The organism is Pseudomonas corrugata, assembly GCF_001269905.1.
Lineage (GTDB): Bacteria > Pseudomonadota > Gammaproteobacteria > Pseudomonadales > Pseudomonadaceae > Aquipseudomonas > Aquipseudomonas corrugata.
Genome location: NZ_LHVK01000003.1, coordinates 425,570 through 444,559 on the forward strand (window position 1 = coordinate 425,570; position 18,990 = coordinate 444,559).

18 protein-coding genes, 4 tRNA genes and 1 pseudogene are annotated in these 18,990 nt (G+C 59.6%); 21 read left to right on the plus strand and 2 right to left on the minus strand.

The annotated features are described in order from the left end of the window. The first annotated feature begins 158 nt into the window (after nt 1-158). The 4 genes and pseudogenes from AD665_RS02230 (at nt 159) to AD665_RS28080 (ending at nt 4,607) form a co-directional block, all read left to right on the plus strand. Nucleotides 159-920 carry an SDR family oxidoreductase gene (locus tag AD665_RS02230; protein WP_024776952.1) on the plus strand — a complete coding sequence of 254 codons (762 nt, stop codon included), beginning with the start codon at nt 159-161 and terminating at the stop codon, nt 918-920. 215 nt (nt 921-1,135) lie between these two features. Beyond that, the gene (locus tag AD665_RS02235; protein WP_053190704.1) at nt 1,136-2,533 is read left to right on the plus strand and encodes an aminotransferase-like domain-containing protein; all 1,398 of its coding nucleotides are present in this window, start codon (nt 1,136-1,138) and stop codon (nt 2,531-2,533) included. Nucleotides 2,534-3,521: 988 nt separating this feature from the next. After that, nucleotides 3,522-3,698: pseudogene (locus AD665_RS28075) on the plus strand (HAMP domain-containing protein); the annotation flags it as partial. 204 nt (nt 3,699-3,902) lie between these two features. Then, entirely contained in the window at nt 3,903-4,607 is a 705-nt protein-coding gene (locus AD665_RS28080) for a methyl-accepting chemotaxis protein (RefSeq protein ID WP_411157122.1), read from the plus strand. A 161-nt stretch (nt 4,608-4,768) separates the two neighbouring features. Here AD665_RS28080 and AD665_RS02245 read toward each other — a convergent pair whose 3' ends face one another. After that, the gene (locus AD665_RS02245) at nt 4,769-5,527 is read right to left on the minus strand and encodes a hypothetical protein (protein WP_053190708.1); all 759 of its coding nucleotides are present in this window, start codon (nt 5,525-5,527) and stop codon (nt 4,769-4,771) included. A gap of 358 nt (nt 5,528-5,885) precedes the next feature. Between AD665_RS02245 and AD665_RS02250 the strand changes: the two genes are divergently transcribed. The 6 genes from AD665_RS02250 (at nt 5,886) to AD665_RS02275 (ending at nt 8,518) form a co-directional block, all read left to right on the plus strand. Next, a tRNA-Glu gene (locus tag AD665_RS02250) sits at nt 5,886-5,961 on the plus strand. A 2-nt stretch (nt 5,962-5,963) separates the two neighbouring features. Then, nucleotides 5,964-6,039 (plus strand) — tRNA-Gly (locus AD665_RS02255). Nucleotides 6,040-6,144: 105 nt separating this feature from the next. Then, nucleotides 6,145-6,220, plus strand: a tRNA-Glu gene (locus AD665_RS02260). Between the two features lie 3 nt (nt 6,221-6,223). After that, nucleotides 6,224-6,299, plus strand: a tRNA-Gly gene (locus AD665_RS02265). Nucleotides 6,300-6,560: 261 nt separating this feature from the next. After that, nucleotides 6,561-7,193: a LysE family translocator gene (locus AD665_RS02270; RefSeq protein ID WP_024776948.1), complete on the plus strand. Its 633-nt coding sequence runs from the start codon at nt 6,561-6,563 to the stop codon at nt 7,191-7,193. An 893-nt stretch (nt 7,194-8,086) separates the two neighbouring features. Next, on the plus strand, nt 8,087-8,518 hold the full coding sequence (locus tag AD665_RS02275) for an Lrp/AsnC family transcriptional regulator (RefSeq protein WP_024776947.1): 432 nt from the start codon (nt 8,087-8,089) through the stop codon (nt 8,516-8,518). Nucleotides 8,519-8,554: 36 nt separating this feature from the next. Here the strand turns inward: AD665_RS02275 and AD665_RS02280 are convergent, their stop codons facing one another. Continuing rightward, complete coding sequence (locus AD665_RS02280; RefSeq protein ID WP_053190712.1) at nt 8,555-9,427, minus strand: response regulator transcription factor; 873 nt, start codon at nt 9,425-9,427, stop codon at nt 8,555-8,557. A 266-nt stretch (nt 9,428-9,693) separates the two neighbouring features. Here AD665_RS02280 and AD665_RS02285 point away from each other — a divergent pair, with 266 nt between their 5' ends. From AD665_RS02285 to AD665_RS02335, 11 genes are all read left to right on the plus strand, one after another. Beyond that, nucleotides 9,694-9,888: a Flp family type IVb pilin gene (locus tag AD665_RS02285; RefSeq protein ID WP_024776945.1), complete on the plus strand. Its 195-nt coding sequence runs from the start codon at nt 9,694-9,696 to the stop codon at nt 9,886-9,888. A 155-nt stretch (nt 9,889-10,043) separates the two neighbouring features. Beyond that, nucleotides 10,044-10,238 carry a Flp family type IVb pilin gene (locus AD665_RS02290; protein ID WP_024776944.1) on the plus strand — a complete coding sequence of 65 codons (195 nt, stop codon included), beginning with the start codon at nt 10,044-10,046 and terminating at the stop codon, nt 10,236-10,238. 25 nt (nt 10,239-10,263) lie between these two features. Further along, complete coding sequence (locus AD665_RS02295) at nt 10,264-10,794, plus strand: A24 family peptidase (RefSeq protein WP_024776943.1); 531 nt, start codon at nt 10,264-10,266, stop codon at nt 10,792-10,794. Nucleotides 10,795-10,796: 2 nt separating this feature from the next. Further along, entirely contained in the window at nt 10,797-12,125 is a 1,329-nt protein-coding gene (locus AD665_RS02300; protein ID WP_053190714.1) for a P-loop NTPase family protein, read from the plus strand. Between the two features lie 15 nt (nt 12,126-12,140). Next, nucleotides 12,141-12,956 (plus strand): Flp pilus assembly protein CpaB, encoded by an 816-nt coding sequence (gene cpaB / locus AD665_RS02305; RefSeq protein ID WP_024776941.1) that lies wholly within the window; start codon nt 12,141-12,143, stop codon nt 12,954-12,956. Nucleotides 12,957-13,019: 63 nt separating this feature from the next. Next, nucleotides 13,020-14,339 carry a TadE/TadG family type IV pilus assembly protein gene (locus tag AD665_RS02310; RefSeq protein ID WP_053191290.1) on the plus strand — a complete coding sequence of 440 codons (1,320 nt, stop codon included), beginning with the start codon at nt 13,020-13,022 and terminating at the stop codon, nt 14,337-14,339. A gap of 8 nt (nt 14,340-14,347) precedes the next feature. Then, nucleotides 14,348-14,827, plus strand: coding sequence for a TadE/TadG family type IV pilus assembly protein (locus AD665_RS02315; RefSeq protein WP_024776939.1), 480 nt, complete (start codon nt 14,348-14,350; stop codon nt 14,825-14,827). An 8-nt stretch (nt 14,828-14,835) separates the two neighbouring features. Beyond that, complete coding sequence (locus tag AD665_RS02320) at nt 14,836-15,330, plus strand: TadE family protein (RefSeq protein WP_053191292.1); 495 nt, start codon at nt 14,836-14,838, stop codon at nt 15,328-15,330. After that, nucleotides 15,324-16,544 (plus strand): AAA family ATPase, encoded by a 1,221-nt coding sequence (locus AD665_RS02325; protein WP_053190717.1) that lies wholly within the window; start codon nt 15,324-15,326, stop codon nt 16,542-16,544. The genes AD665_RS02320 and AD665_RS02325 overlap by 7 nt, the downstream gene beginning before the upstream one ends. A gap of 3 nt (nt 16,545-16,547) precedes the next feature. Continuing rightward, nucleotides 16,548-17,990 carry a TadA family conjugal transfer-associated ATPase gene (locus AD665_RS02330; protein ID WP_053190720.1) on the plus strand — a complete coding sequence of 481 codons (1,443 nt, stop codon included), beginning with the start codon at nt 16,548-16,550 and terminating at the stop codon, nt 17,988-17,990. Further along, nucleotides 17,987-18,973 (plus strand): type II secretion system F family protein, encoded by a 987-nt coding sequence (locus tag AD665_RS02335; RefSeq protein WP_053190722.1) that lies wholly within the window; start codon nt 17,987-17,989, stop codon nt 18,971-18,973. Before AD665_RS02330 ends, AD665_RS02335 begins: the two co-directional genes overlap by 4 nt. Nucleotides 18,974-18,990: the final 17 nt, after the last annotated feature.

Here is an 18,990-nt window from a genome sequence, read left to right on the forward strand (position 1 = left end):
GGGGTAGCGAATGCAGGCCGATACAACCCGGTGATAATGCTGCCGGGGCTGTTATCACTGGTGTCCATGCATGTTCAACCGGCATCTGGATAGTGCTGCTACGCCATGCTTGGCTGTGGCTACACTGGCGCAACCCCGCATCCTTCAAGGAACTGACAATGAGCATGACGTTTTCTGGACAAGTCGCCGTAGTCACCGGTGCCGCTGCGGGCATCGGCCGCGCCACGGCCCGTGCGTTCGCAGCAGAGGACCTGAAGGTCGTGGTGGCCGACCTGGATGTAGCGGGCGGCGAGGGCACGGTGCAGTTGATTCGCGAGGCGGGCGGCGAGGCGGTGTTCGTGCGCTGCAACGTGACACTGGAAAGCGACGTGCAGAACCTGATGAATGAAGTGATCGGTACCTACGGTCGTCTCGATTACGCCTTCAACAATGCCGGGATCGAGATAGAGAAGGGCAAACTGGCCGACGGCACCCTCGATGAGTTCGACGCGATCATGGGCGTCAATGTGAAAGGTGTCTGGCTGTGCATGAAATACCAGTTGCCGCTGCTGCTGGCCCAGGGCGGCGGGGCCATCGTCAACACCGCCTCGGTGGCCGGCCTGGGTGCGGCGCCGAAAATGAGCATTTATGCGGCCTCCAAGCATGCCGTGATCGGCCTGACCAAGTCGGCCGCCATCGAATATGCCAAGAAGAAGATTCGCGTGAACGCGGTCTGCCCGGCAGTGATCGACACCGACATGTTCCGCCGTGCCTACGAGTCTGATCCGAAGAAGGGTGAATTCGCCAACGCCATGCACCCGGTAGGACGTATCGGCAGGGTCGAGGAAATTGCCAGCGCCGTGCTGTACTTGTGCAGCGATGGCGCGGCGTTCACCACCGGGCATTCGCTGGCGGTGGACGGCGGTGTCACGGCCTTCTAAGGGAGTGGATTGTAGGAAAAAGCCCGCACCTGTAGCGGGCTTTTTCTTGGGCGGTCGGAAATTCCCTGGATCTGCCCGTCAATGTGTTTCAAGGCGTGAGAATCGGCCCATTTGGCGACGTTGTCGTACATCGTCCGGCAACACCCTGTGCTTAACTGCCATGGAAAACCGACTGTTTCTGGAAATAAAACAATCGCTTAGGAGCTTGGTTACTCATGGAGTTGAGAATCGACCGACAGGCCCTGGTGCCTGTCGTACAGCAAATTGTCGACGCCTTGGTCGGCTGGATTCGACAGGCTGGGGTGCAACCGGGGACGCGCCTGCCTTCCATCCGCCAATTGGCGCGGGAGAATCTGCTCAGTCAGTCCAGCGTCAATGAAGCATGTGAACGTCTGGTCGCCCAAGGGATATTGGCCTCCCGCCATGGCTCGGGTTTTTTTGTTGCATCACCTTCCTCGATCAGGCCCGACCTCTCCGGCAAGGGGCTGCCGGGAGGCATGCAGCGTGCCTGGGCCGATTCAGCCGACAACGGGCTGTGGGAACTGAAGTTAGGCAGTGGCGGATTACCCGAACGTTGGCGTGAGAGCGATGACCTGGCCTATGCGATTCGACAGGTGTCCCGCACCGACATGGCGGGACTGTTCAACTACAGTACGCCGCTGGGGTTGCCTGCCTTGCGTGAGCAACTGTCAAGGCGACTGAAGCAGCTCAATATCAATGTGGATGAAAACCTTATCCTGACCACAACGGGGGCGACTCATGGCCTGGACCTGATCGTGCGGACACTGCTGCGGCCGGGATGTTGCGTGGTGGTGGAAAGCCCCGGCTATTCGAGGCTGTTCGAGCTGCTCAGGCTCCATGGGATCGACATGATCGAGTTACCGAGGACACCACGGGGCCCGGATGTCGACGCGTTGCAAGCGTTGTTGGCGACTCACCGGCCCAGCGCCTTGTTCATCAACAGCGCGTGTCACAACCCGACCGGCAGTTGCCTGGCGCCGGCCGTGGCCCAGCAGTTGCTGCAACTGACACGCAAGCATGCTGTGCTGGTTATCGAGGACGACGTCTATGCCGACTTCCAGAGCACGACGCGGACCCGGTTGGCGGCGCTGGATGCCGACGTGCTTTACGTGGGCAGTTTCTCGAAAACCCTGAGCAGTTCGTTGCGGGTCGGCTTCGTGGTGGCCGGCGCTGCGATCATCGAGCGTTTGAGCAAGGTCAAGGAGGTTACCAGCATGGGGGGGTCGCGGTTCTGCGAATCGGTTGTCGCCGGCCTGTTGGCCAACGGCGCCTATCGCAAGCTGGTCCAGCGCCAGCGGCAACGCCTGGGTATCGAAATGGCAATGGTGCTCCAGGTACTGGAGGATGCCGACTGGACCGTTTTCGGCAAACCGGCCGGAGGGCTGTTCATCTGGGCACGTCCGCCCAGGTGCGACTACGCTGGATTACAACGCCTGGCCAAAAGGTTCGGTGTGCTGCTGTCTTCGCGTACAGCGTTCAGCCCGTCGGGTGTTGACAGTGACTGGCTACGGATCAATGTGGCCTATGCCCGGGACTCCAGGGCGCTGGCGTTCTTCCGGGCCACGGGTCTGGATCGACCTCGAGCGTTCTGAAAACGACGAAGCCGTAGCTTTTTGCCATTATTCCGACGCCAGCATCTTGTGCGATGGGGCGTCTCGTTGCGAATCTGCGATTACACACACTGGCAGAGGACTGAGCGCAATGATTTCGGCCGTGCAAAGACGTTTTGCCAACCTGGGTATGGCAAAGAAGTTGGGGATCGGGTTTGTCATGGTGCTGCTGCTCACTGCAGTTGTGGCGGCCATTGGGGTCTGGTCGTTGCAAACCATCAGTCAGCGTTTCGATGGCTTGAAGCAGATGTCCTCGTTCAGTAGCGAGCTACTCAAGGTCCGGCTGCTCGAACAGGACTACGCGTTGCGCTCCGATCCCAAGACGGTCGATGCCCTGCACCAGGGCGTGGACAGCTTGATCGCCAAGGCCAATGAACTCAAGGCGCAGTCGGCTGCCAACGTGCCGGTGATGAACGATGTGGAGCAAGCCTTGGTGGCTTATCGCAAGGCGTTCGATGAGTTCGTCGGATTGAGCCAGAGCAAGGACCTGGCCCTGGAGATGGCCAGTTGGTCGGTGTCCAGCGTCGCCAACAACCTCGATGTGCTTCGGGCCGGGTTGGCGGATGATGGCACCTACACGTTGAAAGAGACCCAGGGCAAGGAAGGCGCCGAGTTTGTTGAACAAGCCAACCAGGTCAGTGAGGTGTCCCGGTTGATGCTGGTGGCCATGAATGAGGCGCGGGTGCGCCTCGATCAGACCCGCAAAGGCAGTGAGGAAGCGGGACAAGGCCAGATCGAACAGGCCGAGCAGGCCATGAAGCAGGCCGAGGTGCTCAAGACCGCGATCAAGGATCCGGGCTACCAGACGGTCATCAATGAAGTGGCCGGGCACATCGCCGGATTCAACGAGAAACTCGCTGAATATACTGGTCTGCTGGCCCAGGAGAAGGTCATCTCCGGGCAGCTGCGCGAACGGGCTGCCCAGGTGGTGGAGCGGGTTGACCAGGCCTATGCCGCCGAAGACAAGGCCATGCAGGCCGAGTTGAAAAAGAACTCGTTGCTGATCGTCGGTTCGTCGGCCCTCGCGTTGCTGGTGGGGTTGATTGCGGCCTGGGTCATTACCCGACTGATCGTGGCGCCGTTGCGCAGTGTCATTCGTGTCGCCCAGCAAATTGCCGGAGGGGACTTGAGTGCAACGGTGGAAGTGACGCGCCGGGATGAAATCGGGCAGTTGATGTTGGCGATGCAGCAGATGGGAGCCGGGCTGAGCAGTATCGTCAGTGGGTTGCAGTCCGGTATCGAGCAGTTGGCCAACTCCGCCCAGTCGTTATCGGCCGTGACCGAACAGACCAACCTGGAAGTCAGCAGCCAGAAGGAGGAAACCGAACAGGTTGCCACGGCCATGAACCAGATGACCGCCACTGTGCACGACGTGGCGCGCAATGCCGAAGAAGCGGCCCAGGCTGCCCAGACCGCCGACGACAAAGTCGAAAGCGGTCAACAGGTGGTGCGCCAGAGCATGGTGCGTATCGAACAACTGGCCGACTCGGCCACATCGGCCAGTTCCAGCATCGAAAGCCTCAGTGCCGAAATCCAGAACATCGGCACGGTATTGAGTGTGATCAAGAGCGTCGCCGAGCAAACCAACCTGCTGGCGCTCAACGCCGCCATTGAAGCAGCTCGCGCCGGTGAACAGGGCAGGGGCTTTGCGGTGGTGGCCGATGAAGTGCGTGCCCTGGCCAAGCGCACACAACAATCCACCGAAGAAATCGAGCGGTTGGTGAGTGCCTTGCGTTCAGCCGCCCAGACTTCCGTGCAACAGATCCAGAGCAGCGGTGAGCTGGTGAAGATGGCGGTCAGCGATGCCCTGCAGACTGAAAGTGCCTTGGGCAGCATTGCTGCAGCCGTGTCGCTGATCCAGCAGATGAACCAGCAGATCGCCGCGGCAGCCGAACAGCAGAGCTCGGTCGCCGAAGAAATCAACCGCAGCGTCACCAGCATCCGCGCCAGTGCCGATCAGTCCTCCCTGGCGATGCAAGGCAACGCCGCGTCCAGCATTGAGCTGGCACAGTTGGGCGTCGAGCTGAAGGGGATGGTGGGGCATTTCAGGTTGTAAGCATGGGAGTTTGAAGCAAGCACGGACTGTTGTAGGAACTGCCGAGTGCAACGAGGCTGCGATCTTTGCCCTGACAATTGAGTCGCGAGCGAAAGATCAGGATCAAAAGATCGCAGGCTTCGCCAGCTCCTGCATCAGCCTCTGCCTGCACCACGCAGGCCTCAGTCGTAAACCTTCTTCTTCTTCCACTCGTCGTTGATTTCGTCTTCCTTCAAGCCTTCGGTCAACTGGTTGACCTCACCTTCGGCCGCCTTGGTGCTGGCCAGGACCATGGCATTGACGCGGGCCAGGAGTTTCTCGAGGTAAGCCAGCTGCTCGGCGTAGACCTGTGGTTCCTGCTGTTTACGCAGGTATTGCACGCCACGTTCGAACGCCAGGCGAGCCTGCCCCGGTTGTTCCTGTTGCAAGGCCTGTTGGCCGAGGTTGTTGAAGAACTCGATGTGCAGCAGCACCAGGACGTGCCGTACTTCGCGGATCCAGCGCTTGGCTTCGTTGGGCGGCAGGAAACCGTCCTGGGCGGCGCGGGTGATCTGGCCATGCAAGGCCTCAAGCAGGAAACGCACATCCTTGGCCTTGGCTTCGGTCTGGATCGGAGCCGGGGGATTGTTCACCGGGATCGATTCGCCCTGGGCCGCCAGGGCGTTCAACTCGTCCAGGCGTGCCTTCACCGCTGCATTGGTCTTTTCCATGCCCAGCAAGCGCTGGCAGACGTTGATCTCAAGGCGGGTGATCAGCAGCTTCAGGACCGGGGTCATAAACTGGCCGGGGAAGGTTTCGGTGAGCTCGCCGCAACGACGCAGGCGGTCGTTGAGTTCGACCTTGGTACGGGCCTTTTCCAGCTTGTTGTTTTCCGCCACATGGTTCATATAGCCAATGGCGATCAACAATGCGATCCCGGCTACGACGAGCAGGGTGATCATGAGTGGTGTCACCGGTAAGACCTCTTTAATAGGATTCGCATAGATCAGTGTAGTGGCTAGGCTTTTAAGCGCATAGGCCCGAACGACGAGATTAGACGGACGACCAGGCACGGTAGCGTAGATGCACATTGCCACTATTTGCTGGGCGCGACTATATCGTCTTGGCGGACGACAGAATATAGGCGTCAGAGACTGGACAGGCAAAATCTGCGAATCGCTCCTCAAACCGGTCGAAGTCATTGATTTAAATAAATTTATATCTGGGGGTTGACGACTTCTCAATCCATCCATAGAATGCGCGCCACTTACAGCGTAAAGCACTCAGCCAAGCGCCATAAGCAGTGAATGTTGTACGTGTGTCCCCTTCGTCTAGTGGCCTAGGACACCGCCCTTTCACGGCGGTAACAGGGGTTCGAGTCCCCTAGGGGACGCCAATGCGGGAATAGCTCAGTTGGTAGAGCACGACCTTGCCAAGGTCGGGGTCGCGAGTTCGAGTCTCGTTTCCCGCTCCAATTTTAAACAATCCTGCTTTCGAGCAGGGTTGAGTGAAACCAGAAACGATACCTTCGGGTTCGGATCTGGGCACTGGGACACACACCATGTGTTCCGGGCAGCGTGTCCCCTTCGTCTAGTGGCCTAGGACACCGCCCTTTCACGGCGGTAACAGGGGTTCGAGTCCCCTAGGGGACGCCATTTGCGGGAATAGCTCAGTTGGTAGAGCACGACCTTGCCAAGGTCGGGGTCGCGAGTTCGAGTCTCGTTTCCCGCTCCAAATTCAAAAAAACGCCGCTCATTGAGCGGCGTTTTTTTATGCCTGTGAAAAAGCCATCTCAATCGCGCCGGACCGGTCCAGGTGCTTTAGACGGACAATTTGCATGTGTTTTAGGGCGTGGGCCTTATCGCCTTAATAATGAAGGGAGGTTTGGCGAACTACATGCAAAATTAACGGAAAAGCATGTCGGAAAATTAATAATTAATTTCTAAAAAATTACCGTTCTCCTAACCTTCCAGTACCCATTCTGGAGGTGCATCCATGTTGATTTTCGTTAAATCAATGGTCATTGGTCTGTGCATTGCGGCCCCTGTGGGGCCCATCGGGCTGTTGTGTATACAAAGGAGTCTCATGCTTGGCTGGAGAGCCGGTTTTGCGACAGGGTTGGGGGCCGCCACTGCCGATTCAATCTATGGGTTCATAGGGGCGTTGGGTATTACCGCCATTATCGCGACGCTCATCAGCTTCAAGCCCTGGTTATGTATTCTGGGAGGGCTGTTCCTCGCCTACATTGGTTATCAGACAATACGCTCGAACAGCAATGCGACCGCCATGGGGGGCGAGCGCGCCAACATGTTCAAGGCTTATTCGACCACGCTGTTCCTGACCTTGTCGAACCCCATGACCATTTTGTCGTTTATCGCGATATTTGCCGCCTTGAGCGATAGCATGGCCAGCGAACAAGGCAGTCAGCACTCAGTGCTGTCCATGGTGACCGGCATATTTCTGGGCTCGGCCGTCTGGTGGTTAGGACTGAGCGGCTTCTCCTCCATCTTCAAGGCCAGGATCGCTCAGTCAAAGATTAAATTGATCAACTACTTTTCCGGGGCAACCATCAGTCTGTTAGGCGCGTACCAAGTGGCAACCGGCGTCATGCTGGCCACGGGAACCTGAGAAGGTTTCCCCTTCGGTGAATGATGCCGATGCCTTCTTCGGTCCCCTTCGGAGTCAGGAGGGAGCTTTACCCAGCCTGGACTCAACGTAGGCTTTGAAACGACCTATCGCCTGTGTGGTTTGTGCGGCTGTGGCATTACTGAACGACAACCTGACCTGATTGACCGCTTCGTTTGTCAGTGAGAACAAGGACGTAGGGAATACAGTAACCCTGAAGTGCCGGGCGCACTCGTTCATCTCAGCCTGTCCGAAGACAAAAGGCAGGTGCACATTGATGAAGAAGCCTCCCGCCGGCTGATTCCAGGTGACGGTTCGTTGGGAACCGCCTTCGGATGGGAATGCATGCTCAAGGCCCAGAGTGTTGTCTTACACGCAGAAAAGGAACCACATGCAATTCAATTTAACGAGCCGCCCGCCTCGGTTTCCGCGAACCTTGCAAAAATCCAACTTACCCATCCTGGATGACACAGTTGCGTGACGAAAGATGACACTTTACGGCTCCCCCGTGGAGTAGTTCTTCCAGTTTTGCCGGGGGGCTTTCCAGGGGGCAAGTTTTCATTTCTTGTAGTGTCCATCTCTCATTTCCTCATTGCGAAAGTTGCCAACAACATCATCGCTAAAAAGCCTAGGCGAAACAATCCTGCCGCCATAAGTGGCAGTCATCTTGTTGTAGTCAGTAAGCGGAAGACGTGCGGATCAAACCATGTTGAGAGAAATATTTTATTATGCGGTGCGTCATGCTAAAGAGGAGGGGCTATTGATTGCGCGGATTCTTTCAAGGCTTCTCAGGCAGGAAATAGGCTAGCGCTCTGCTTTATTTTGGTGCATGATTTTTTTAATGAAAAACGCGGGCTCTTCATTAAATTTTAAAGTTCTTACCGAGAGAAACGCACATGGATCGTATAGACATAAAAATCCTGGGGAAGGTACAGGACTGTGGCCGCATTTCCATCACGGAACTTTCCAAGCATGCGGGGCTTTCTATTCCTGCCACGACTGACAGGTTACGCAAGCTGGAAGACGCTGGGGTCATCAAGGGCTATAGCGCTCAGTTGGATCCCACCAAGCTGGGGTACGGCATCTCGGCTGTCGTCGGCATCACCACCCTCAAGCCGGCGAAAGCCAAATTGATAGCGACGCTCCAGGACATTCCCGAGGTCGTGGAGTGCCTGCATATCACGGGTAATGACTCTTACCTGATCAGGATCTATGCCAAATCGATGGCTGAGATCGAGGCGATCATTGCCAATATCAACGGGTACGGAGAGACGCGCACCAGCATTGTCTTGTCAGTTCCTATCGAGAGAAGAAAGCTCGCCCCTTGAGAGACTTGAACGCCAGCCATCGCATCAAAACGCCCGTCAGCCCTCCAGACTGTGCACCAGGCTCTCAAGCGCTTTCGTGCTTGCTTCTTCCTCCGGTACCGATGGCGTGATAACCGTCGTGCGCATCTGCCGCGCCAGGCGGTATTCACTGGGCGTACAGTTGGCGTACTGCTTGAAGGCGCGGGCAAAGTAGGACGGATCCTTGAAACCGGCTTCGTAGCCGATGCTGGTGATGGGCATCTCGCTGTTATCGAGCAGTTCCTTGGCAAAACTCATGCGCTTGTTCAGTACGTAGTCGGTAAAGCCCAGCCCGTTGGCCTCCTTGAACAGACGACTGAAGCGAAACGTGGTCATGCCGCAGCGCTTGGCCAGGTCACGCTGATCGATGCTCTCGCGAAAATGCTGATCGATGTACAACAGGATGTGGTTGAGGGCCTGGTGTTTCTGGTGGCTGGAGGTCAGGCGGATGCTATCCGGCAGGGTGGGGGAGTGGTCGATCGGCGACGTCCTGCCCCGGCTGCCGGTATTGCGTCGCAACTCGCACAATTGCAGCACCGCCGTCAGGTAGCGCTTTCTCTCGGTGGCTGAAAGGGGCAGGACCATGTATTCCCAGACATTGGAGCGCATGGCCCAGACCGCCAGCTCTTCAGAGTGCTGCACGGTGAACATGGTGATGGGGATGGTAGGCACGGCCCGCTTGATTTCCAGCAACCGCCTCAGACCCGGGGTGTCCGGCCGGTCGAAATGAATGCAGATCATGTCGACCTGCTCCCCACCCGGCAGCGTGGCGTTGGTGGCCAGCGTGCAATGGCAGGCTTGCTCGAACTGGATGGCGAGTTCCTCCGTGGACCGATCGTGAGTCAGATCGAACCACAACAACCTTGGCTTTCCGGTCAGATTCGACGTCATGTGCCTACTCAGTGGTTCTTCCTGCCCTTTAGCCGGAAGTATCGTCAATGTGCCATCATTTCGCCGAATAAATTCTTATAAAAAACCAGGTTCTTATCTCTATCCCGGTGCAGCGAATGCACGGCAGCCGTAGATGACCTCGCGCAAAATAATCCTAGCGATGTGCAAAATCCTCCTAACGACTATGTCGGCCTCCTGACTAGGGTTGCATCAGGCAGTTCGCGATGTACTGCCTCCTGAAAAACAACCCCGATGAGGTGTGCGAAATGACTCTTCAAACTATCAAGGCTTCGGTACTGAAGTTCGCCAAAGATGAAGACGGCCTGACCATTGTGGAATATGCCGTGGCCGGTGGGTTGATCACGGTGGCGGTGGCGGCCGCCTTCGTTCTTCTGGGTGGTGCCGTGGATACCCAGATCCGTGCTCTGTGCCAGGCCGTCAACGGCAACGTTGCCTGCTGATCACAACGCTTTGCGATAGGGGGACACGGCAACTTTTACGGAATAACGCTTGCGACTCTTTTGCAGTGAGTACAACGAATACCTCAAATGGACTTGGCGCTGTCCCCAACTTCTAAGTTCATTGCCGTATTACTTCTGCGCGTGAGGTAAATAAAATGACTCTGCACACAATCAGAACTTCGATCAGCAAGTTCGTAAAAGATGAAGAGGGCCTGACCATTGTCGAGTATGCGGTGGCGGGAGGCTTGATCACGGTGGCGGTGGCGGCGGCATTCGTGCTGTTGGGAGGGGCCGTGGATACACAGATCCGTGCGCTGTGCCAGGCCGTCAACGGCAACGTTGCCTGCTAACGATTACGCAACCGGGAGACGCGCCATGTCCATGGAATTGCTGGTGTCGACATCAATACTGCTGGGACTGCTGGGCGTGGCGGTGGTGAGCGATCTGCTCCGCCACCGCATCCCCAACTCACTGGTCCTTCTGGGGCTCGTCCTGGGGCTGGCCAGTCAGGTTTACACGGGCGGAATCAGCGGCTTGGGCGACAGCCTGCTGGGCATGCTGATCTGCTTCGCGCTATTCCTGCCGATGTACGCGGTGGGAGGCATGGCGGCCGGTGACGTCAAGTTGATGACCATGGTCGGCAGCTTCCTGCCATTCCACTACGCATTGTGGGCCGCGCTGTTCAGCCTGATCGCCGGCGGCGTGTGTGGATTCCTGATTGTCCTGGCTCGTGGCCAACTGCTGCAAACCCTTGGACGTTACTGGCTGATGGTCCGCGCCCAGTCCTATCTGGCACCCACCTCGGATGAAGTGGCCGGTAAACCCTTTCCTTATTCGATTGCGATCCTGATCGGCACCTTGAACAGCGTCTACTGGCAGTTGGTTGCCGGCGGCTGGGGAGTCTAGTCATGCACGTCATCAACGATAGTGATGCCTACCCCAGCGAACGGGAGGCGGTACAACGCTTGGCACCCCAGCCTTGTACGATTCGCGACACCGGCTTGACCGACAGTTTTCTGGGCGAACTGGTGTGCAAGCATCTGCACGACGCCGGTGTGCTGGACATGCCGCGGTTGGTCGAGCGCCTGGCGCTGACCGGTGCTGTGCTGGAAGAAGTCCTGGCGTTTTTGCGCAAGGATGGCCGTGTCGAGGTGCTCGGCCAGATTGGCCAGGCCAGCGTGCAGGCGTTGCGTTATGGCCTGACCGAACGTGGTCGCAGCTCTGCCCGGGACGCCCTGTCCCGTAGCGGTTATATCGGTGCGGCGCCGTTCCCTGTGAGCACCTATCGCTCGCTGATCAAGATCCAGACCATTCACCACGGTCGTGTCACCGCCAACGACATGCAGCGTGCCCTGTCCGGCATGGTGCTGAGCCAGGGCATGCTCGACCAGTTGGGCGTGGCCTTGAACTCCGGGCGGGCGATCATGATTTATGGCCCGGCCGGTACCGGCAAGACCTACGTCAGCAGCCGGTTGATCCGCCTGTTTGCCGAAGCCATCTGGGTGCCCCATGCCATTGTCATCAACGAGTCGGTGATCGAGATCTACGACCCGCAGGTGCATCAGCGCCTGGATGACAACAGCCAACCGAACAATCTGATGCTCAACGAAGGCATCGACCGCCGGCTGCTGTGCTGCAAACGCCCCATCGTCATCACCGGTGGCGAGTTGAGCATGGAGCAGCTGGATGTGCGCTACGATCCGTTCACTCGTCAGTACCAGGCCGCCTTGCAGCTCAAGGCCAGCAACGGCCTGTTCATCATCGACGACATGGGGCGCCAGCGCATGGCCCCGGCCGAGTTGCTCAATCGCTGGATCGTGCCCATGGAAGAGAAGCGTGACTTCATCAACCTGGGCGGCGGGCGGCACTGCGAGCTGCCGTTCGACCTTGTTCTGGTGTTTTCCACCAACCTCAATCCGTTGGAACTGGCCGACGAGGCGTTCCTGCGACGCATTGGCTACAAGGTTCAGTTCGGTTACCTCAACCCCGACGAATACGAACGCATCTGGCGCCAGGAATGCGAGCGCCTGGGTGTCCCTTACGATCCGCTGCTGGTGCGCTATGTGCTGCAGCGGCTGTATGCCGGCGAAGGCATGCCCCTGGTGCCTTGCCATCCCCGTGACCTGTTGAACATGGCGCTCGACCGCCAACGCTACCTGGGCGGTTCCGGACCCCTGATGCCACAAGAGTTGGAATGGGCCTGGCACAACTACTTCGTTCAGCTCGACTTTCTTTGATTCGGAGATACTGACATGAGCTCTCGTACGCTTCCGCTGATTGGCGTTTCCCTGGTAATGGGCCTTGGCGCTGCATGGATGGCCGACTCCTGGTTGAGTGCGCGACTCAATGCGACCCCCGATGACCATCTGCGAAGCGTGGTGGTCGCCACCGTGGAAATCCCTTTCGGGCAAATGGTCGAGGCCCAGCAGGTCACCACCGTGCGCATGCCGATGGATACGATCCCGGACGATGCCTTCGACGCCAGTGAAAAGGCCGTGGGCAAGATCGCCACGTTTGACATCTTGCGCGGCGACATCGTGCGCGGTGCGCGTCTGAGTGAGCACCTGGGTGGCAGCACCCTGGCCTCGCTGATCGCGCCCGACAAGCGTGCCATCTCGGTCCGGGTGGACGATGTCGTGGGCGTCGGCGGGTTCCTGCTGCCGGGCAACCGGGTCGACGTGCTGGCGACCAAGACCACCAACGCCGGCAGCAACAGCGCCACATCCCGGACCATCCTGGAAAACCTGCGGGTATTGGCGGTGGATCAGACAGCGGGTACCGACAAGACCCAACCGGTTGTGGTGCGCGCCGTCACGCTGGAGATGACGGCGACCGAAGCGGAAGCGCTGGTCACCGCGCAAACCGAAGGCAAGCTGCAACTGGCCCTGCGCAATCCGTTGAACCTGGAGAAAAAAGCCGTGGCTGTCGCGCCGCCAGCGCCACCGGTCATGGCGGTAGCGGCCGCCGCGGTGCCTAGGCCCGTGGTGCAACGCATCGTCAAGGCGCAGGACGGCGGGGCGGTGACGGTGATCCGTGGCATTGAAAGCAAGGTGATCAACCTTCGCTGAATGGCGTGAAAAACACCTGGTTTCCAGGCGATGGCGATCCTCAATGCAGTCAACGAGGGCGTGATGATGAATTCCGATATCCGGAGGCGCCAGGGAGGGGCAGTGAGTGTATTGATGGTGTTCGCCTTGGTGGCGATCTCCATGATGGCAGCGTTGGCCCTGGACGGTGGCCACATGTTGCTCAACAAGACGCGTTTGCAGAACGCAGTGGATGCCGCGGCCTTGAGCGGGGCCAAGACTCTGAGCCAGGTCACCGGCGGCCTCAACATGGCCAGCACGACGCGTGCGGCGGCCCTGGACACGCTGAACAAGAACGCCCAGGCCTTGGGCAACACTGAACTGGCCACCGCCGTCGCCGGCAATCCGGGGGCGTTTGCCGTGGTAGAGCTGGCCAGCAGTGTCTACGGTCCGTTCTCTTACCCCGGGCCAGCGGATGCCAAGTACGTGCGGGTGTCGGTGTCGAGTTATCAACTGAACGGTTTTTTCTGGAGTTTCGTCCAGACCATGGGCAGCGCCGGTCTGGGTAACAAGCGAGTGGCGGCGATTGCCACTGCCGGTCCCAGCCCGACTTCGCCTTGCGACCTGGCGCCCTTGATGGTCTGTGGCGACCCCGGCCAGTACAACCCGGCGGCCGGCAACTTCTGGGGCTACCACTTTGGTGACCTTGAGGTCTTGAAGACGGCGGCGGGTAATTCTTCGCCTATCGGGCCGGGCAACTTTCAGTTACTCGATTTTGGCTCTGGCGGCAGTACGGTCAGGGAGGATCTGGCGGGCGGCGGTTCGGTCTGTCGCAGTGTCGGCGATAACGTTCAGACCGCACCCGGCAACAAGGCCGGTCCGACCTCCCAGGGCTTGAACACCCGCTTCGGCATTTACAAGGGGCCGGTCAGTTCCTCCGATTACCCGCCGGACCTGGTGACCTCGTCGAGCACGCCGGCGATGACCTACGACAGTGCGCTTGACCAGGTGAAGTACAAGGGTAAGACGGTCACTTCGAGCAACGGCGATCTCTCGGCGGGCGGTGAGGCGATCAAGGACTACAACGACTGGCGCACCCAGGTCGCCGCCTGTGTCGGCGGAAGCGGCAGCGGTTGTGAAAGCAATGGGGTGTTCGAACGGCGGATGCTCAAGATCGTGATCGGCAACTGCACCGGCAAGCAGGGTGGCTCAAGCTCGATTCCGGTGCTGGGGTTCGGCTGCTATTTCGTGGTGCAACCGGTGGATGGCGGTGGTTCGGACTCCCTGGTCTTCGGCCAGTTCGTCCAGGAATGTGAAGGCGATGGCGTGCCAGGCCCCACACCGTCCAGTGATGCCGGCCCGCAGATCATCCAGCTCTACAAAACCTACCTCAACGGCAGTGGCAACCCGAGCACTGACTCGTAGGAGGCGTCATGGGACTTACTCAATTCAGATCCCCGCAGGCTCAGCAAGGCTTGGCGCTGGTGGAGTTCACCCTGGTGCTGCCCCTGGTGCTGGTGCTGTTGCTGGCCTTCGGCGAGTTCGGCCGCATGCTCTACCAGTACAACGTGTTGTTGCAGGCCAGCCGTGACGCCGGTCGTTTTGTCGCCGGCCAGGCCTGGAACTCCACGTTGGGCGGCATCGCCCTGAGCAACACGTTGTTGACCCAGACAAAAAACGTTGCGGTATACGGCGTGCCCGCCCAGGTCGGCAACCCGGTTGTGTCCGGTCTGACCGCGACTAACGTGACGGTCGCTGCGGTAGGTACCAACCATGTACGCGTCACCGTCACGTACACGTTCTGCCCGGTGATTGGCGCGGGCAATTGCACCGGGTCGCTGCCGGGGTTTTTCGGCGCCGCCATGCCGCTGGGCATTCCGCTGGTCGCAACCACTGTGATGAGGGTGCTGTGATGAAGCCGATGAACCATAAATGCATGCGCGGTACCTACATCGTCGAGTTTTCCTTCGTCGGCCTGCTGGTGTTCGTCCTGTTGTTCGGCGTGTTGGAGATGGGCCGGTTGTACTTTACCGCCAACGCCCTGGATGAAGCCGCGCGGCGCGGTGCGCGCCTGGCGGCGGTGTGCAACATCAGCGATCCGGTGGTGTTGCGCCGGGCCATCTTCAATGCCGCGACCGACGCAGGCACCAGCCAACTGATCAGCAGCCTGGCCACCACGAATCTGGCGCTGACCTATCTGGACGTCAATGGCGCCGTGGTGGCGAACCCCGCCGACACGTCCAGCGCCACCGGCTTCCGGGCCATCCGCTATGTCCGGCTGAGTGTGCAGAACTACGTGTTCAACCTGTTCATTCCCGGCTTGGGCGTGTCCATTACCTTGCCCGCCTTCAGGGCAACCTTGCCACGCGAAAGCCTTGGGCGTCATTCCGATTCCGGGGAGATCACACCATGCTGAATACCAGAGAAACGCCCGTTCCGACCGCCACCGGCAAAGCCGGGCTGCGACTGCTGATCAGCAGCCGCGACGCCGCAGCCCTGCGCGACCTGCAATGTGTCTGCCAGCGCATGCCCTGCCTGGAAGTCAGTACCCGGCTGGTGAGCAATGGGCATGTCGATCCCCTTTACGGCCTGGAGCGCATGCCTGACTTGCTGCTGTTGCGGGTCAGCCATCTGTGGCGCGAGGAGCTGGCGGCGTTGCTGCAACGTCCGGCCCATGAGCGTCCACCGATGCTGGTGTGTGGTTTGCTGGGCGACCAGGAGGCCATGCGCCTGGCCATGCAGGCTGGTGCTCGCGACGTGCTGCCTGAGCCCATCGCCGAAAATGAATTGGTCGCTGCGCTGAATCGCCTGGTGGCGGAGGTTCGCCTGGGCAACGGCGCCGAGGGCAAGCTGGTCGCCGTGATCGGCGCCAAGGGCGGCTCGGGCGGGACCCTGGTGGCCTGCAACCTGGCCCAGCAATTGAGTGCCCGTGCGGGTAATACGCTGTTGCTGGATATGGATCTGCAGTTCGGCAGTGTGACCCATTACCTCGACGTGGCGCAGTCCCACAGCCACCTGGAAGTGCTGCAGCAGATCGACGATCTGGACAGCATCGCGTTGCGCGGTTTCTGCAGCCACTTCAGCCCGACGCTGCACGTGCTGGGCGGGAGAGCCGGCGAATTGTGCCTGCCCCAGGACGCCCAACCGGAACAGCTCGACACCCTGCTGCAGCTGGCTCGCGCCAGCTACGACTGGGTGGTGGTGGACCTGCCGAGGCAGATCGACCAACTCACCGGCTCCGTATTGGAGCAGGTGGACCGGGTGTACGTGGTGGTGCAACAAAGCGTCAGCCACCTGCGCGATGCCAGCGCCCTGGTGCGGATCCTGCGTGAAGACCTGGGTCTGCGCGGGGACCAGTTGCAGATTGTGGTCAACCGCTACGACAAGGCCGCCGCGATCAGCCTCAAGGACATCGGCGAGGCCCTGCGCTGCGCGAACCTGTCCAAATTACCCAATGACTTCAACCTGGTCAGCCAGAGTCAGAACACTGGCGTGCCGTTGGGGCTACATGCGCCGAGGGCGGCCATCACCGTCGCCCTGCGCGATTTGACCGAAGACCTGGTCGGTCACCAGATGAGCCCAGACAAAGGCCTGTTCAAACGCGCCTTCAACCGTTTCTTCGGGGGATGACCCATGATCAGCGATTTCCGCAACCGCTTGCGTAAACAGTCAGGTAAACCCGGCGCTTCAGTGGCCTCCCAGCAGGGCGATGGCTTGCCGGATTCGACTGAGGACCTGATGGCCTGGGAACAGGCCGTCCCGGATGTGCTCTACGAAACCCGCAGCCAGGTCACGCCGGTGGAAGCCGAGTGGCGGGAAAAGATCTACCAGCAGTTGCTCAAGGTCATGGACCTGTCCTTGCTCGATGCCCTTGAGCAGGCCGAGGCCTCGCGGCAGATTCGCGATATCTGCCAGCGCCTGCTCGATGAACACTCGGCACCGGTGAGCACTGCCAGTCGTCAATTGATCATCAAGCAGATCACCGACGAGGTGCTGGGTCTCGGTCCGCTGGAGCCATTGCTGGCCGACCACAGCGTTTCCGACATCCTGGTCAATGGGTTTGCCTCTGTCTATGTCGAGCGCTTCGGCAAGCTGCAACGGACCGACGTGCGCTTTCGAGACGACCAGCACTTGCTGAACATCATCGACCGCATCGTCTCCAGCCTGGGGCGGCGCATCGACGAGTCCTCGCCGCTGGTAGACGCCCGGCTCAAGGATGGCTCGCGGGTCAACGCGATCATCCCGCCGCTGGCCATCGACGGTCCGAGCATGTCGATCCGGCGTTTCGCAGTGGACCTGCTCAACACCGACAGCCTGATCCAGGTGGGCACCATGACCCCGGCCATCGCCCTGTTGCTCAAGGCCATCGTGCGTGGGCGCCTTAACGTGCTGATTTCCGGCGGGACCGGCAGCGGCAAGACCACCATGCTCAATGTGCTGTCCAGTTTCATTCCCCACAACGAGCGCATCGTCACCATCGAGGACTCGGCCGAGCTGCAACTGCAGCAACCCCACGTGGTGCGCCTGGAAACCCGGCCTTCGAACATCGAGGGCCGGGGCGAGGTGAGCCAGCGGGAACTGGTGCGTAACAGCCTGCGGATGCGTCCGGACCGAATTGTCATTGGCGAGGTGCGCGGTGCCGAGGCGCTGGACATGCTCACGGCCATGAACACCGGTCACGACGGTTCCTTGACCACGATCCACGCCAACACTGCAAGGGATGCACTGGGGCGCGTCGAGAACATGGTGTCGATGACCGGCGCAACTTTTCCGATCAAGGCCATGCGTCAACAAATTGCCTCAGCCATCGATGTGGTGATCCAACTGGAGCGTCAAGAAGATGGCAAACGACGCGTGGTGAGTATCCAAGAGATCAACGGCATGGAAGGGGAAGTCATCACCATGACCGAAATCTTCTGCTTTGCACGCCAGGGTATCGGCGAGCAGGGAGGGGTGCTCGGCGAGTATCGGCCCAGCGGCATGATCCCGGCCTTTCGCGATGTGTTGGCCAAGCGCGGCATCGAGTTGCCGCTGACCCTGTTCCGCCCTGAGTGGATGGAGGCCCGGACGTCATGAACAATATCCCTACCGAATTTATTCTGATTTTCCTGGGCATGGTCTTCATCGCCGTTTTCCTCTTGTCCCAGGGCGTGGTGGTGCCGGTGTTCGGTGAGGCCGGCAAGATGCGCAAGCGCATTCGCGGGCGCCTGCATGTACTGGAAAAGGCCAATCATCTGCCCAATATGCAAACCGTATTGCGGCAGAAATACCTGACGCGCCTGTCTCCCCTGGAGGCCCGGCTCGAGCAGCTGCCCTTCATGGCCAACCTGACGCAACTGATCGAGCAGGCCGGCCATGAATACCGCGCCTATCGGGTGATGCTGCTCGGTCTGGTCCTCGGCGTGACGGCCGGAGCCCTGGTAATGATGGTTTCGCCGTTCTGGTGGATGGCACTGCTGGTGGCCTTCGTGCTGTTCTGGCTGCCGGTGCTGAAAATCATGCGTGACCGCAGCAAGCGTTTTGCTGCGTTCGAGGAGGGTTTGCCGGATGCGTTGGACGCCATGTGCCGGGCCCTGCGTGCCGGTCACCCGTTCAACGAAACCCTGCGGTTGGTGGCCGATGAGCATAAGGGGCCGGTGGCCCAGGAGTTCGGCATGACTTTCGCCGACATCAACTATGGCAACGATGTGCGCCGGGCCATGCTCGGCCTGTTGGAGCGCATGCCCAGCATGACGGTGATGATGCTCGTGACCTCGATCCTCATCCACCGCGAAACCGGTGGCAACCTGACCGAGGTGCTGGAGCGCCTGAGCCGGTTGATCCGCGGGCGCTTCCGCTTCCAGCGCAAGATCAGGACCCTGTCGGCGGAAGGGCGCATGTCGGCCTGGGTGCTGGTGGCGATTCCTTTCGTGCTGGCGATTGCCATCGTGCTCACGAGCCCCAGCTACATGCCTGTGCTGATCAACGATCCCATAGGCCACAAGCTGATCATCGGTGCGTTCTGCGCCATGTTGATCGGGATTTTCTGGATACGGAAGATCATCCGGATCCAGGTTTGAACGCTGTTTTGCCGCGG